This is a genomic window from Chryseobacterium sp. NG-CE01 (assembly GCF_055695505.1).
On the sequence record NZ_CM146369.1, the window covers coordinates 2,557,427 to 2,573,664 of the forward strand.

Here is a 16,238-nt window from a genome sequence, read left to right on the forward strand (position 1 = left end):
TGAATATTTCTTTTAATTGATTATTTCCTGGGTTTTCTGTCTTTACTAGTGCCGGGATTTGATGCAGTACCAGAATTGACAGGACGATTCGGCGGACTTCCCGCAGCAGATGGTTCCGGTTTTTCATACAGCGAAGATTTCCCGTTTAATCTTCCGAAAATTTTGTCGACCTGTTTTTTATTCAGAATCTGAGATTTTCCGACATATTTTCTGTTTTTGTTAATGTACTGAATAAACTGAACGGTGGGCTGTCCGAAGTTTTTTTCAAAGTGAAGCTCAATAATATCGTTGGGAAGTTCCAAAACAATATTGCTTACCGGTATGTCAATAAATCCATTGCTGATAAGCTCATACAGACCCGAAACATCTTTATTGAGGTTCTCAAAGGAAAATGATCGGAAGGTGTTTAGGTTAGCGGTATTCAGATCCTGATAATTGATGGTAAATTTATTGTCTTTTTTATATAAACCTACGGAATTATCTTTACCGATTTCTACCACCGTCTCATTTTTCAGCACTTTTATTTGTGAGAAAGCCGAAAAACCTAACAAACATGCAAACAGTAGAATAATTTTTTTCATTAGTTGATTTTTAATGCTTTATAAACTTGGTATAATATATAAGGAATACAAACATCAAAATACTTTTGTATTCTTCTCAAGCAAATGTAAAAAAAAAATTCCATATCCGTTCCGTAGAATGGCTTGCTGTGGACGATTCACTGTTATACTTCTATAAATTATGCTGATGAAAATTTAATTTCATATCTGTTTATAAACAGTTTTTTTTGTTGTTGAAAATCAGGCAGATGGTATGATTTAATTAATCAGTAATTGGGAAATATTCATCATAGACAAGATATAAACATCAGTAATAGAAAGCTAAATGCATATGTTGACATTGGTTGTTCTTGAAATATTTATTGATCCTTTTTGAAGGGTTTAATTAAAATTTGTCATGTAAAAACATAAATCACTAAGAGATTTTAATGTTAAATAATATTAAAATTAAACGGTTGAAAAATTTATATGCTACACATATAAAACGTCATAAATCCCTGATATATAACTGGGTTTAGCTACCACATATTTTTATTTTTCCGTTCGCCATCCCCTCTGGTAGAGATTTCCCGGTATGAATGGTATAATAATTGAATAATGAAGAGCACGAGCTGAAACTCTGATTTGAAATAATTCTGTTAAAACAGCAGAAGACATCTTTCTTAAAGAAACATTAAAAAAAATCATATGAAATCAAAACTATCAATCTTATCGTTGGCAATAGCATTACCCACATGCCTTTTTGCTCAGGATTCATTACAGGTTATGAACAACACACAGTATCCGAATACTTTTTCTTCGGGATCTGCTGATGTACAGCCATTCACCAACTCGTCAAAGAGATTCAACGACTGGTCGATCTCATTTGGTGCAGGAGTTCCTTTAGTACAGTCTGCTGATCTTAACTCAATTAAAACGAGTGACAGATCAGGAAAAGACTTATTTGGCTATTCAGCATATGTAAGTATCGATAAGGCTATTACGCATGCATTTGGTTTGAAATTGCAATATGACCGCGGAGAAACCAGACAGGGATATTTCAATACGAAAGATGCAGCACCGGCAAATGCGGCGGCAAATATGCAGGTAGGTGCAAGAACACAGTATGATGCAATCTCTATTTTAGGAGACATCAATTTCTCTAACCTTTTAAGAAGAGTTGACAATAAATCACCGTACAGATGGGCGCTTCACGGGTATGCAGGTATTGGTACATTAGCGTACAGAGCATATCTTAAGGATGAAATGGGACAAAGGTTAATGACAGAGATTAAGCCATTTAAATTCGGTTCATTATTCGGACAGGCCGGAGCCGGGTTAAAATATAAAATCAGTAACCGTCTTGATCTTGAAGGAAGAGTAATGTATGTGGTGACAACAGACGATTCATTCGATGGTGGAGGATCACAAAATAGCGCCATTAACAGAATAAATAATAAAAGTTCCGACAACTTCATAAATACAACTTTAGGTCTTACCGTTAATTTAGGTAAACATGAATCTCACCTGATGTGGCATGATCCTTTGCAGGAAGCTTATTACAAAATCAATGTGTTGGAATCTAAAGTTACAGACGTTGTAGTTTGTAAAAACGGCGATGCAGATAACGACGGAGTTTGCGATGATTGGGACAGACAGCTTGACACTCCTGCAGGAGCAAGAGTGGACGGATCAGGAGTTGCTTTAGATGTAGATCTTGACGGAGTGATCGATCTATACGACAAATGTGTAACAGTTCCGGGAAGCGTTGAAAATAACGGATGTCCTGATCAGACTCAGGGACAGGGAGCTGTTGCTGAAACAGAAACAAAACTGGAAGGTATTGAGTTCGATCTTAATTCAGACAGAATTTTACCTTCAAATACGCCGATTCTAAATAACGCAGTAAGCTATATCAATTCATCTGACGGTTCTTATACAGTGGTAGGAGCTACCGATACAAGAGGAACTGAGGCTTACAACAAAATGTTATCTGAAAGAAGAGCGAATAATGTAAAAAATTATCTTATTCAGAACGGAGTACAGTCGGGAAAACTTGGTGCTCAGGGAAACGGGAAAACCGACCTGAAGTATCCTGAATGTGATCCAGCTTCAAAATGTCCTGAATGGAAAAACAGAGCAAATAGAAGAGTATATTTTAAAGCAAAATAAATTATAATAACTTCTAATTTTGAGACTGCCGTTGTAACGGCAGTCTTTTTTATTTTTGTTACAATTGCTGAACTATGTTATATTTTTTTTTAAACGTCAAGTTCTGTCGTTAGTCGTAACGATCTTTGCTGTACTCAAAAGAAATATTTTAATTCAATATGAAATTTATTTGTTTATATTAAAAGATTACTACACATTTTCAAATTAATGTTAAAATTTAGAAAATTTAATAATTGATATAATATTTTTCTTAGATTTGTGAATTATAAAAACTAATAACCATGACGACTCAATTTCTTGCAGCTTCACTATTGCAATATCTATAATATGTGGTATATCTTTAAAATAGTGAGGTTATCTCTTACCATAAGTCTTATGTTGTTTCTTTGCAGCTGCTCTAAGCCTGAAATAAAAGAAATAACATATAAGAATCTTCCATCGGATGTTAGAAATAAATTCGAGAGCATTTATCATTACAAAACACCACCCGTCGTCAATGCAGAAGGTGATACTATTGAATGGTACTCTCCACCGTTTGCCGAATGTGCTAACCTGAAAAAAGATTGCAATTGCAATGTAGAATCCAAAGGCGGAATCATGTCGAATCCATCTTTCGTAATAAACTCCTGCGGAAAAGAATCTGAAATTTCATGGGAAGTTCTGCAACGGGTATTCATCATTAAAAACGACAGCATCTATTTTCCCAGTGCTAAAAGTGCTGTCACTACAACCGGAGAGTCTAGAGCATTCAACATTAAACTGGATACGGTTGGCTTTTATGTACAGAAAATGGACTAAAGAAATTAAAAAATTACCATAAGTAAGCTACTTTGTCTCATCAGTATCGTTAGAACAAGTAAAACGAATCATTATACATTTTTTTAGAATTATTTCAAAAAATTATCCGCTAATACTGCTCACACCAGCTAAACTTTTCTTCAATAATCTCGGCTTTGGCTTGTTGCAGATACTGTAAATAAAGATCCGAAACCGGCGAATGTTTTTTACCGCGCATCCAGATCAGGCTCCACATCGTTTTGATCGGAAGGCTTTTAATCGGGATAATCTTCAGTTCCTCATTATACAGTTCGTTTTTGATGCCGATAAGCGGCATGATAGAATATCCTAATCCCGCCAATAATGCCTGCTTCACAGCTTCATTGGAGGTCAGTTCCATCTTTTTTAATACGGATATATTTTTATGTTTGATAAACCCTTCCATCGTAGTGCGTGTTCCGGATCCCTTTTCCCTGAAAATCAAAGGTATTGTTTCAAAGTCTTCCAGTGAGATGTTGGAATGGCTGTTTTGCGTATTGCCGACTAGATACAGTTTATTCTGAAGCAAATCCATTCGTTCAATATTTAAAGCACTCGGTAAAATTGATACAAGTGCAAAATCCACCTCGTTGTTTTCCAGGCTTTCAATTACTTTTTCCTTATTTGTAACATCCATCACCAGCTCAATTCCGGGGTGTTGGCTGATAAATCCCGAAAGAAAATAAGGCATTACATATTTTCCCGTAGAGACGACGGAAATCTTCAGTCTCCCTGTTACCTGTCCCTGATAGGCCAACGTCTTGTAGTTGATGGAGTGGATCTGATTCACAATCTCTTCAGCAGCCTGTGCAATCTCTTTTCCGAATTCCGTCACGTATAGTTTCCTCCCGACAACTTCCGTTAAAGGAATATTAAACTGATCCTGAAAATTTTTAAGCTGGATAGATACTGCCGGCTGAGTGAGAAATAATGCCTCTGCCGCCTTTGTCACGCTTCCTGTCTGCACTACTTTCACAAAAATCTGCAGCTGATTCAGAGTATAGTTCATAAAATTATTTTATGGTATTGATTACAAATATAAATAAAAATAAATGAATTAAAATCTACAACTTTGTCATGTAAAAAAAAATTAAATTATGACAAGAATTACAGTAGCCAAAGGTGACGGTATTGGCCCCGAAATCATGAACGCGACCCTGAAGATTATTTTAGCGGCAGGTGCAAAAGTTGAAATCGATGAAATCGAGATCGGGGAAAAAATTTACCTGGCGGGACATACATCCGGGATCAGTGACGAATCATGGGATATTATCAGACGCAATAAAATATTTCTGAAAGCACCCATTACTACGCCACAGGGAGGCGGGTACAAAAGCCTAAACGTAAGTACGAGAAAATTCTTAGGTTTATATGCTAATGTAAGACCTTGCGCAAGTTTCTATCCCTTCATACAGACCAAGCATCCTGTAATGGATATTGTTATCGTACGGGAGAACGAAGAAGACCTGTATGCCGGGATTGAGCATCAGCAGACCGACGAAGTAGTGCAGTGCCTTAAATTAATAAGCCGCCCGGGCTGCGAAAAAATCATCCGATATGCTTTCGAATATGCAAAACAGCAAAACAGGAAAAAAGTAACCTGCTTTACCAAAGACAATATTATGAAGCAGACAGATGGGTTATTTCATCAGGTCTTTAATGAAATTGCCGCTGAATATCCTGAAATAGAAAATGAACATTGGATTATTGATATCGGTGCCGCTAAAATGGCAGACACGCCTGAAATGTTCGATGTTGTAGTTATGCCAAATCTGTATGGAGACGTATTAAGTGACATTGCAGCACAGCTTACAGGTTCGGTTGGGCTCGCAGGTTCTGCCAATATCGGGGAAGAATGTGCGATGTTTGAAGCCATCCATGGCTCTGCTCCGCTCATAGCAGGACAGAATGTAGCAAATCCTTCCGGGCTGATTCAGGCTGCCATTATGATGCTAAACCACATCGGACAAAACCAGGTAGCGGAAAAAGTTCACAACGCCTGGCTGAAAACACTGGAAGACGGTATTCATACCGTAGACATATTTAAAGAGGGCGTAAGCAGAGAAAAGGTGGGAACACAGGAGTTTGCTCAGGCTGTAGTGCTTAATCTCGGTAAAAAACCATCCGTTCTAAAATCGGTGCAGCACCTGAATAACTATACGCTCAAGCTACCGAAATACCGACGAAGAGCCAGAGCCAAAAAAGTTCTTGACGGTGTAGACCTGTTCGTGCACTGGAACGGTACTGATGCCAATGAGCTGGCCAATAAATTACAGCGCCTGGAAATAGGAGGCATAAAGCTTAACGTAATTACCAACAGGGGAATCAAAGTCTGGCCGGACGGTTTCAAGGAGACGTTCTGTACAGATCACTGGCGATGCAGATTCAGACCTCAGCAAAGTACGGAAATCAGCAAGATAGATATCGCTACCTTACTTACGAGAGCTATAGACGAGGATATTGATGTCATAAAAACAGAAAATTTATATTCCTTTGACGGTAAAGTGGCATATTCACTGGCGCAGGGTCAATAAAACAGAGATGGCAGACAGTTTTTCCTGTATAGATTGATTCAGAGATTCTTTATTCATATTAAAACCTGTAACAAGATGAAACCAAGTACTATTAAAAATACAAAAACAAAAGCAAAGACAGACAATACTTTTTTTCTCATCAAAGGAGTATTCTCTCCTGAAGATGCTAAAGAAATATTATCTAAGATTTACACTTTTAAGATAAACTATCACAATCTGAACAATTGGCGCTCTTTGGAACGATTCGGGGTGGATGACGAGAACTCCCAGAAAAGAATCCCAAAGCTGAAAAGTGATAAAGCCACAATTGAAGAGTTGATAGATCAGGGTAAAGCCAAAGATCAGAAAATCAAGATCAGTGCAGAAATTACCATATCATTCTGCTAAATATCATTAGACAATATTAGGGAAAATAAACATTCAATAATGAATGTATAATCCCTGATGCAATCCTAAAAAAACACATTGAGTTGGGTCCGTACATTGTACGGATCTTTTTTTGTAAGGAAGACAAACAAAGTATGTTTTGGGTTTAAAGATAGATTACTTTATATGATCATTAATAAAAGCAGCCAGCATTTTCGTATTTCCCCCGTAATGGTGGTTTCCGGCAATATGCTTCATCTGGTAATTGGATCCCAGTTTAATATTTTCATATGGAAAGTGGGTAAATTCAAAATCGCTCACAATCACCATCACAGGAACATGGGTAATTTTATTAATTTCAGGGATGACCGGAAGGCTTCCTTTCGGCTCCTGTCCAAAATACTCCTCGAGATGTATTTTAAAATCGTTGCTTTTTGAAGGCCCGATGATAAATATTTTCTGAATTTTATCTTTTAAATCATCAGAAAACCGATTATAAGCAAAAGGCGTAACGTCTGCCCCAAATGAGAAACCAATTAAAATGACCTTTTGGTTTTGCCTTCCTCTTAATTGTTTATTAATATAATTTTCGATATCAGAAGCGGTTTCTGCCGGTGTTTTCTTTTCCCAGAAATAGATTTTTGTATTCAGTGCAAATACATCATAGCCAAACTTGTGAAGATTCTCTCCGAAACTTTTTGAAAAGGTGTTAAAGCCCGCATCACCACTGATGTAAAAAATAATTGGTTTTTCAGAATGCGAATTCCATTCGGTTACCTTAAAATCCTTACCGGCATCGCATCCGGTAAACAGTGATAAAAAAATTAACCAAACAAATACAATGTAAAATCTTTTCATGGCTTCATAATCTGGTTCAGCGCAGCAGGGATCTGTAAAAGATCAAGGTCATTACTATAGACGAGATATTTATTTTCCCAAAGATCGGCATATTTCTCTTTAAAATTTCTGAGCGTCTGATAGTGTTTAAAAATTCCGACACGGTGGTAGGCAAATTTTAACAGGTCTTCTGCGGTATTATTGGGTTCATCCAATCCTGCCATCGGTGTCATTCCCATATTGATAAATTTAAGATTCTTATCTTTTGCGTATTCTACAAGCTTTACAATGAGCGCATCCGTACAGCCATTCGGGGCATTTTCAGTTTTTCTGATCATATCGTAGCTACATTCATCGGGAGCACAATGAGGAATGATGTTGAGAAAAGCAGCGCAGTTTCCTTCCCCGTCAGATATCATAATTATATCCTGCTCTTTTACAACGGCTCTTTCAAACATTCCTTCTGCAAAAACTATTTCTTTCTTGTCAAATTTTTCCAGCCATTCATTCGAAACACCTTCAATCTGGTCCAAAATGTCATCAGACTGCGGTGCATATTTTATTTCCGTTCTGAATCCTGATTTTTCCAACGTGTTGATGCCGTTTCGGATGGATTTTCGATCTTTACCGGTCAGGCTGAACTTTTCCGTATCAAGAATGGCGTCCTGACCGATAAACAGATGCTGTTTCCTTAACGATAAAAAATAATTCAGGCTGTTTTCGCCAACACGGTAATAGGTTGTTTTTAATCCGTTATTTTTACAATAGTCTTCAAATTCTTCAATCAGAGCAGTTTTATTTCTTTCGGCACAAACGGGTTCTTCCAGGATCACTGCAAAACCATTCGCTGTTCTGTATGACAGAAAACCTTTCCGATCCGCAGCAAAGAAAAAAAGTTTATCAGAAGTCAGCTTAAAATAATCCAGAGAAGAGTCCCCATATTCTTCAACAAGATTTTCGGCTTCCAGATGGTTTTCAAGGTCGCTCTGTTCTTCCGGTTTATGGGTCCGGTAAAATGAAATAATAAGAACGAGCCAAGAAACGGCACCCAAAATATAATTCAGCTGCTGAAAATCCCTGGCAAAACCCGTAAGCGGTGTCAGCCCGGGATCTTTAAACAAAAGAAAAGTGTGAAGCGTGTAATAAAGCGCTTCCTTTTTCGAAAAATCAATACCAAAATGGGAAGGATCTATAAAATAGAAGCTGAGGTAATTGAATATAAATATAGCCGTAAAAATTCCCGCAAACCAGCTGAATCCCCTTTGAAGTGACATTCTGTTGCCTTTAAACGTATACTCTCTGCGACTGTACATCAACAAACCCAACGTTGCTAATGCAAAAAGAGCTTCCTCGTAATCTAAAGCCTTAACAAGATTGAAAATAACGGAAACAACAGTAAGTGTTACGGCAAAATACCATGCCCGCCTGCTTCCTTTAAATAAATTTGCTGAAGTGATCAATAATAATACCCCCGACAAAAGCGTGAACATCTTGGAGATATGAATTAAATCCTGAGGGAGATAACTTTTTACAATAGATAGACGGTCGGCTAGAGCCGGTGTAATCACCGAAAGAATATTAATGATACCCAATAAGAATATCATAATAACAGGCAGCAGCCTGGCAAAAAGCTTTCTGCCACCCCAAAGATAAGCTGTGATTCCAAGCAGTAAAGGAAGCCAGAATTCAAAAAAACGGTAAAGCAGCGTGATACCCAAAGCTTCTGCATGATGGTACCCGAATCTGGAAAGTAGGTAAGTGAGTGAAAATTCAACGGCTCCCAATCCTCTTAAAAAGGGAGAAACGATCATCAGCAATATTGAAATAACATACGATATGGCGGCGGCAGTAAATGATGCTTCCACTCCTAAGGCATACATCGCGATAAGCAAATGGAAAACGCCGCAGAACTCGATAGCAACGGATATTAATACCGTATACCAAAAATATTTCTTATCAATCTCGTTATTGAATATCTCATCTATGGAGCTGATCATTTTCGGGAATTTTTTTTCTATAAACCGATAAAGAAAATTCTTTTTTCTAAATGATATGAAAATACCGTAGACAAGCAATAACAATACGGATAAAGAAATGATGCCGGTCCAGCTGTTATCAAATGCTTTATTTACAGACACTGCATAAAGGATCAGCGGAATGCCCACAATAAGAACCGTCAGAAATCCCACAAAACCGTAGATTGCGCTTGCCTGATGCACTTTGGAAGATTTATAGCCTTTAATTCTGATATTTCGGGGAAGATAGGCGAGAGAGCTTACCCCTCCTGCGGGAAGAAAAACACTCAGAAGGTTGCGCTTCAGGAATAAATTGACCGAATCGGACAGTTTAACATCCAGCTGAACACTTTTGAAGCTGGTAACGTACATCAGGCCCTGAAGGAAAACATAAATACCTCCCAAAAGAGCACCTATGAAAATCCATTCACTGTTTGAATTTTTCAGCTGCGGACCTATAGAAGCAAGCTCATGCCTTTCACTCCTGAAAAAAACAAAAGCCAACAGCAAAACCACTACTGCTAAAATTTCCTTCCATCGAGTTAATCTGAATATATTCGATAATTTGCCGATTTTCATATTGTTTTAATTAAGAAAACATAGAGTAGGATTCTTATCAAAAATAATTAAAAATCTTATGCATTTTCAGGAATATTTATAAAAATATTATCTATCTGAGCTTTTATAACGAAATCTAAAACAAAACAAGCTTTTGGATGAATTAATTCCTCTTTCATGCATAATGTATAAGAAAGGCTACGATAATATCATAGCCTCTATTTTAACAGCAAATTATTTTTCAGGAATCTGTCACGCTTTCAATAAAAATTCTTCTACAGCCTCTAATACCGCTTCAGGATTTTCTTCAAACATATAATGACCTGTATCTTTAAGGTGTATCAGTTCAAAATGTTCTGCAGCTGCAGGCAGGGCATACTGATAGAAGCCGTAAGAAACATTACTGGCAATCCCTAAAACGGGCATCTGTAATGGAGTGTATCTTTTGCTGTCCTCAATATCCTGATGAAAAGACTGATACCACGCATTGGAAGCACGGATGTTTTCTTGCCTGTTATAAGCTTCGGCGTAGATCTGTTTTTCAAGTTCGGATATTTTACGGTCGTCAGTCATCACATACCGAAACAGCCAGTCCAGCAGGTAATAATAACGTCCTTCAAGCAGTTTTTCAGGCAGATCTTTTACCTGGTTAAAACCCATCCACCATGTGTAAGGCTGGCCGGTGTCAATTTTGTCGCCGAAAGTTCCTGCGGGAGGAATGAGCGGCATCTGAAGCATTCCTTCATTTGGATGCAGGCCGTCGGCAACAATGAGCCGCGAAACGAGGTGAGGGTAATTATAGGCGAGGCTCATAGCTACCATTCCTCCGATATCATGTCCCAGCACAAAAACACTTTCCATACCGAGATGACGAATAAGTTCTGAAATATCTGCGGCCATCGTTTTTTTATCGTATCCGGATAAAGGCGTTGAAGAACTTCCCATTCCTCTTAAATCTACTGCAATCACACGAAAATGTTTGGCAAGTTCCGGTGCAATGGTATGAAATGAATAAAAGGTCTGCGGCCATCCGGGAAGGCAGATCAGCGGAAATCCTTTACCTCCTTCTGCATAATGCAGCTGTATGCCGTTCACGGTAACGATGTGGCTGGTGAAACCTTCCCAGTTTTGAATTAAGAATTCGTCTGTATATTGTTTTTCCATATTTTTTCTGTTGAACATTACACTATCTTTTTGATAAAGCTTCTTCAGCACTCATCCATCCGATACCGGAATATCTTTCATTATCGAGTTCCTGGTGGTGGGCTGCAAACATGCTGTAGAGATACTGCATCTGCTGCCATGCAGGATAAAGCTCATTTTCTCCTTCAGGCTGATCCCGGCGCAAAGCATGTATTGTTTCCAGAAATCTGTCCATAGAACCCATATTTTCAAGCTGGAAGGAACTTTTGTATACTTTTTCAGCAACAGGAAGCAGTTTTTCCGGACTTATACTGAAATCAGCGATTCGGAGGTATCGCGGAGCATCACTGTCTAAAGCAGCACATGCCGTAAAGGCAGCCGTATTTTCAAGCGTGGTAAAGTCTATATTCCAGTCAGACTTACCTTCAAAAAAACCAATGGTTTTATGATTGGTATTCAGCAAAGGGATGTCATAATGCAATACATAGGAGAAAGCACCATTGAAAACAGAAGTAGCGTGTATGGAACTGCTGTCAATAATTTCTGCAAAAGCCCTGCGGAGGTCAAAATTACGGTTGCACCCTTCGGGCAGATTCGTATAATCGGTGCAGAAATCGGAGGGTATAAAATGAGGAACTCCGGCGCTGACAGCTGCATTAAGGAGCGCCGTCTGGGTATCTACGATCACCTCTTTCAGTCCCGCCAAAGCAGAAACAACACATGAAACTCCTGAACAGGCGTTTTCAAGCATTGAATGGCTGGTAAAGTCTACTTCAACTACCTCGATTCCGGCATCTTTCAAAAGCTTTATTTTGTTGTTGTCGCTTCCGAAACGTACCGCAGCTCTTACTGCAGCTCCTCTTTTTAATAGTTCGTAGCAGATTTTTTCTCCCAGATTTCCTGTAGCACCGGCTACCAAAATTGTTTTTTCCATAGTCATGATCTTATTTGTAGATCAAAACTATGCATTATTCAAAGCTGTAAAACTACCATTTGGTAGATAATGAATTTACCGGTGTAAGTTCTTCCGGATCCGGCTTAACGCATTGGGGGTAATTCCCAGATAGGAAGCCAGCTGCTTAACTGATACCCGCTGCATAAATCCCGGTTTCTGTAAGAATTCAAGATACCGCTCTTCCACAGTCATTGTCTGAAACCGTATAATTTCATCAATCATCCTTATTGCCATCGACTCCCAGATTTCCCGTCCGAATTCCTGCCATGCCGGAAGGTTTCTGTATAACTGTTCCATATCCTGCCGTTCAATATAATACAGCCCGGTTTCTTCAATGGCTTCTACATTGAAACGGGTAGGAGTTCGGTGCTTGAAGCTGGAGATTTCGGTGAAAAATTCTTCCGGTAAAACGACCCAGGCTGTAAGCTCAGGATCTTCGCCGTATACAAAACGAAGGGCACCGCTTGTGATAAAATAATACCGGTCTGCTATCTGACCTCTTTTCAGCAAAAGCTGCCCTTTCCGTACAGTACGAAACTGAAATTTTGAAATGATTATTTCCCGTTCATCTTCATTAAAATGACCATTCCGGCTGATAAAATCTATAAGCTGTTTTCTCAAGATGAAGTTTTAATCTAAAAATTAACGAAGAAGAGAATAGATTGCCACGCCAATACCGGTATAGGCAACCACCGTAATGATATCCGCTATCGGTTGTGAAAATCTCTTTTCAGCAATTTTTTCAGCATTGATCTGGTTTTTGTGGAATTTCAGTGTTTTTTTAGCATTGTGAACCGGATGCGCGATCAGGCTGTCTCCTTCCCATTTGTCTACGATTACTTTATATTTTTTGCCGTCAACATCAATTTTAACATTTTTACCGGCAGCAAGCTTCTCCTGCACATTGATTGGTGCTGGTACTGGTGTTTGCTGTGCATTCTGCGCAGGTGATATTTTATTGGCGGGACCAATGCCGTTTTTAGACTCCTGTATATTGTCAGCCATCGGATCTTTCGGTTTTTTGACCTGGTACGTATAGCAGCTGGCAAGAGAAAATGATATGATGATGAGATAAAGATTCCTTTTCATGAGACTAATTTAAGAATTAAACGGAATATTCACGGTTTTCTTTTAACTGTTTCTGTTTTCTGAAAATTTTTACGTTTAAATTGATTAATGCAGGAAATCTATTACCAATTGACAAACAGAAATTTTTCCTTCCAAGGCAGTTTGATAAAACCAATTCCCCAGCCCAGTTTTTCTAATAAAATATCCTGTGTTTTTCTTTCTACGGTAAGGGTATAATCATGATCGGTAACAACCAGTTTCCCTGACCGCTGAAAGAACTCATTCTGTAATAATGCTGCAGATGATTTTTGCATCGGGCTCCAGTTGTGCTGCACACTTTCGATGACATTTTTAGCCTCGGTTTTGTGCTTTCGCGAAAGCTTGATGTGCCTGTCAATACTTTGATGCATGGGAATATTACACAGGAATTTTTCGAATGCCATTTCGTACTCAGGAGCATTGGTTGTTCCGGTAGCAATATAATGGAGCAAATGAGCTCCTAATTCCCGATTGGTGATTTCCTGGGTTTTCGGATCCAGAAGATCACAATGTTCAAAAAGTGTTTTAATGAACGGATGTATCAGGATAAGTCCTGCATTCTGTACATATTGTCCTTCATTCATGATGCCGTCATCATGAAGTTCTGTATTGTTATGATCGATTGCCTCAGCGGTTTTTTTTATATTTTTAAGATTATTTTTCAAATGGTTTGTAATGTTTTCCGGGCCTTTACTTTCAATATTTTTAATATGATTAATACTGTTGGTGTTTTCGATGCTTTCAGCAATTTCATCTTCACTAATAAAAGAAAATATTTCTGCTAGTGCTTTTTGGATTTTATGGCTGACTTTTTTCGTTGATGATCCTGCCGGATTGGCTTTTGAAACCTGTTCTAAAATATATTTCCGAAGATCTGCATTTGATGAATCAGAATATTTGGATAAGCCACCTAATACAAGACCCCACACCAAACTTCTTTCATGATGATGGAGTTTTGATACATTCTGCAGCACCCTGTCTTCCAGATTGATTGTTAATTCTTTATTTTCCAGCAAGGCCATGCATAATTGGGCAATCTGCCGGTCGGAAAGCTGGTTGATGATCCGGGTCTGAATATGCTGTTTCGGTAAAACGGAAATGATACTTTTTTGAAAGGCCGGAACCGCAATGAGACTGTCGAAAACCGCTGTTTCCAAAAAGTTAATATTTTCATTCTCCGAATTCCACCAGGGCATAGAGCCGTTTTCTAAAAAATAAATGAAGCTTTGCAACAGCTTTTCCTTATTGCTGATCCAGCTTGCTTTAGAATTGTTTTCTGTTTGTTCGCTCCAGATTTCCCGTGACTCTACTATTTCTGACAATTCTTCTTTAAAAAGCCGGGTGATTTGGTTTTTTAATTCACTGTTCAGCGAGCTGCTGTCTACATCCAGATTCAGCTCTAAAAAGGGAATTTGCAAAGTATGACCTGCTAACTGATGCTCTATACCATTGATGTATTTTTCTATTTCCGGGAAAACGTCAATAGACAAAAAACTGTTGAGATCATCTTTTATTTGGTATGCCTTTTCTTTACTGTTGACGGTAATTTCAATAAAAACTTTCTGGATGATATGATTCTGCTTCACTTTAATAGATTTAATTATGCAATACTGATGCTGTCAATTATTATTTTCTGTCAAATTCGCCACCCCAGAAACCTGCCGGACAAAGGCTTAGCTTTGATCTCTGTTTTGCGCTCAGTCTGCATCCGCAGCCTCTGATGAAGCCATCTTTCGGAGAATCTGCGACTTCCAGGGTTTCCGGGTTCATCCATTTCATAGCATTGCAATTGTTGCCGTTTTTTAAAGGACAAGCATTGCAGATTTCTTCCCGTAAAGAGAAAATATCTTCCTCGTTTTGATTGGCCATACCGATTTTTGAACGTAATTCATTGAAATGGCCGCCAATGATTTCATTGCGCTTGCTGAAAATTTTCTTGATATTCATGATTTTAAGTTTTAAGATTATTGGGGTCAAAATTAGAGGAAGAAATTCCATCCTGCTAATTATGAGAAGTCTCTGTTCTGTCTTTGCAGTAAAAACAAAATTATCCCCAAGATGTACCCACCTAATTTTCTGCTTCGTATCATACTGACCTTTTAAACTTTGAAATCCCTGGAAGAGGAGAGATCTTTTATACTTTAAAAAGCAGTTGAATAATTAAAACAAAGTAGCGGGCTTGATGTCGAAATCGATATCAATAATTATAATAAAATCTCCAGAGGTTATCAATATTTCTCCCTGGCAGGATGTGCAGATCAACAAATTTTTCATCTCAGAATTATATGTTAAAAACCTTGTGATAACTTCACTAAGACTGGATTTAGATAATTTTAATTTTTTTATTAGAATTGATATTTTAATTTAAGATATTGGTTTTTAATAATATATGAAAGTGTGTTTTTCAATTTTCTGTGAAAAAGTAAAAAAGGTATTTACTGCAAAGACAGGTTTAGGGCCTCAAAATATTTGTCTTTTGATTAACTGTAATTGTATGTTTGCATCATAATAATAAAGAGCAAAATTATGATTAAAGAAGTTTTGACAATTTTAAAAGATAAGCTCAATGATCCGGTAAAAGGTTTGACAGACGGACCGCACAGCGGCGATATTGCCGTGGTTGATGATATAGCAAAACATGATGATGATACCTCCGGTCTTGATGATAAAGTAGTAATCACTTTGCTGAACGTGGAGGAAGAATCAACCTTAAAAAACAGATCATGGTATACCAGAACTGCGGTAAGTGAAGATCCGCTTATCTATGACATGAAAAAGCAGAACCCGCCGGCTTATTTAAACCTATACCTGATGATTGCTGCAAACCGTAATGCCTATGATAAATCTTTAACCGACATCTCAAAGGTTATCGAGATTTTTCAGACCAATAATGTGCTGGAATATGTTGATTCTGATGTGAAAAAAAATTTCAGGTTTAGAATGGAACTGCATTCGATTCCCTTTGAACAGCTTAGTTATGTCTGGGGATTATTAGGAGGAAAAGTCATGCCTTCTGCCTTATACAAAGTAAGTGTTATAAAGATTGAATCTGTGGAAGTAACCAATATTAATTTAATCGATGAAGTAAGTATAAAAAGCATCAAAGTCGATTAATCAATGATTGTGCGAATTTATTATAATTAACGGTAATGACGCATAATCAAATCAAAAACTAAAAACTAATAACCTTTAACTT

Annotated in this window: 15 protein-coding genes; 5 read left to right on the top strand and 10 right to left on the bottom strand. The window is 37.9% G+C overall.

Features of this window, described 5'->3' with window-relative positions; translation table 11 throughout:
• Nucleotides 1–20 precede the first annotated feature (20 nt).
• Entirely contained in the window at nucleotides 21–581 is a 561-nt protein-coding gene (locus ACYT6F_RS12025; protein WP_472597913.1) for a hypothetical protein, read from the bottom strand.
• Nucleotides 582–1,247: 666 nt separating this feature from the next.
• On the opposite strand from ACYT6F_RS12025, the gene ACYT6F_RS12030 reads away from it, so the two are divergent.
• Nucleotides 1,248–2,711: an OmpA family protein gene (locus ACYT6F_RS12030; RefSeq protein ID WP_472597914.1), complete on the top strand. Its 1,464-nt coding sequence runs from the start codon at nucleotides 1,248–1,250 to the stop codon at nucleotides 2,709–2,711.
• Between the two features lie 375 nt (nucleotides 2,712–3,086).
• Nucleotides 3,087–3,509, top strand: a complete 423-nt coding sequence (locus ACYT6F_RS12035; protein ID WP_472597915.1) for a hypothetical protein — start codon at nucleotides 3,087–3,089, stop codon at nucleotides 3,507–3,509.
• 109 nt (nucleotides 3,510–3,618) lie between these two features.
• Here the strand turns inward: ACYT6F_RS12035 and ACYT6F_RS12040 are convergent, their stop codons facing one another.
• Nucleotides 3,619–4,536: a LysR family transcriptional regulator gene (locus tag ACYT6F_RS12040; RefSeq protein ID WP_472597916.1), complete on the bottom strand. Its 918-nt coding sequence runs from the start codon at nucleotides 4,534–4,536 to the stop codon at nucleotides 3,619–3,621.
• A gap of 88 nt (nucleotides 4,537–4,624) precedes the next feature.
• On the opposite strand from ACYT6F_RS12040, the gene ACYT6F_RS12045 reads away from it, so the two are divergent.
• Nucleotides 4,625–6,061 (top strand): NADP-dependent isocitrate dehydrogenase, encoded by a 1,437-nt coding sequence (locus tag ACYT6F_RS12045; RefSeq protein ID WP_472597917.1) that lies wholly within the window; start codon nucleotides 4,625–4,627, stop codon nucleotides 6,059–6,061.
• Between the two features lie 75 nt (nucleotides 6,062–6,136).
• Nucleotides 6,137–6,448, top strand: a complete 312-nt coding sequence (locus tag ACYT6F_RS12050; protein WP_472597918.1) for a hypothetical protein — start codon at nucleotides 6,137–6,139, stop codon at nucleotides 6,446–6,448.
• Between the two features lie 156 nt (nucleotides 6,449–6,604).
• Here the strand turns inward: ACYT6F_RS12050 and ACYT6F_RS12055 are convergent, their stop codons facing one another.
• From ACYT6F_RS12055 to ACYT6F_RS12090, 8 genes are all read right to left on the bottom strand, one after another.
• Nucleotides 6,605–7,285 carry an AcvB/VirJ family lysyl-phosphatidylglycerol hydrolase gene (locus tag ACYT6F_RS12055; protein WP_472597919.1) on the bottom strand — a complete coding sequence of 227 codons (681 nt, stop codon included), beginning with the start codon at nucleotides 7,283–7,285 and terminating at the stop codon, nucleotides 6,605–6,607.
• Nucleotides 7,282–9,858 carry a phosphatidylglycerol lysyltransferase domain-containing protein gene (locus ACYT6F_RS12060; protein ID WP_472597920.1) on the bottom strand — a complete coding sequence of 859 codons (2,577 nt, stop codon included), beginning with the start codon at nucleotides 9,856–9,858 and terminating at the stop codon, nucleotides 7,282–7,284. Before ACYT6F_RS12060 ends, ACYT6F_RS12055 begins: the two co-directional genes overlap by 4 nt.
• Before the next feature lie 231 nt (nucleotides 9,859–10,089).
• Nucleotides 10,090–11,019, bottom strand: coding sequence for an alpha/beta fold hydrolase (locus ACYT6F_RS12065; protein WP_472597921.1), 930 nt, complete (start codon nucleotides 11,017–11,019; stop codon nucleotides 10,090–10,092).
• Between the two features lie 4 nt (nucleotides 11,020–11,023).
• Nucleotides 11,024–11,914 carry an NmrA family NAD(P)-binding protein gene (locus tag ACYT6F_RS12070; protein ID WP_472597922.1) on the bottom strand — a complete coding sequence of 297 codons (891 nt, stop codon included), beginning with the start codon at nucleotides 11,912–11,914 and terminating at the stop codon, nucleotides 11,024–11,026.
• A 75-nt stretch (nucleotides 11,915–11,989) separates the two neighbouring features.
• Nucleotides 11,990–12,556 (bottom strand): Crp/Fnr family transcriptional regulator, encoded by a 567-nt coding sequence (locus ACYT6F_RS12075; protein WP_472597923.1) that lies wholly within the window; start codon nucleotides 12,554–12,556, stop codon nucleotides 11,990–11,992.
• A gap of 21 nt (nucleotides 12,557–12,577) precedes the next feature.
• The gene (locus ACYT6F_RS12080) at nucleotides 12,578–13,024 is read right to left on the bottom strand and encodes a hypothetical protein (protein WP_472597924.1); all 447 of its coding nucleotides are present in this window, start codon (nucleotides 13,022–13,024) and stop codon (nucleotides 12,578–12,580) included.
• A 101-nt stretch (nucleotides 13,025–13,125) separates the two neighbouring features.
• Complete coding sequence (locus ACYT6F_RS12085) at nucleotides 13,126–14,628, bottom strand: contractile injection system tape measure protein (protein ID WP_472597925.1); 1,503 nt, start codon at nucleotides 14,626–14,628, stop codon at nucleotides 13,126–13,128.
• Nucleotides 14,629–14,668: 40 nt separating this feature from the next.
• Nucleotides 14,669–14,989: a hypothetical protein gene (locus ACYT6F_RS12090; protein WP_472597926.1), complete on the bottom strand. Its 321-nt coding sequence runs from the start codon at nucleotides 14,987–14,989 to the stop codon at nucleotides 14,669–14,671.
• Nucleotides 14,990–15,568: 579 nt separating this feature from the next.
• Here ACYT6F_RS12090 and ACYT6F_RS12095 point away from each other — a divergent pair.
• Nucleotides 15,569–16,156 carry a Pvc16 family protein gene (locus ACYT6F_RS12095; protein WP_472597927.1) on the top strand — a complete coding sequence of 196 codons (588 nt, stop codon included), beginning with the start codon at nucleotides 15,569–15,571 and terminating at the stop codon, nucleotides 16,154–16,156.
• The last annotated feature ends 82 nt before the right edge of the window (nucleotides 16,157–16,238 follow it).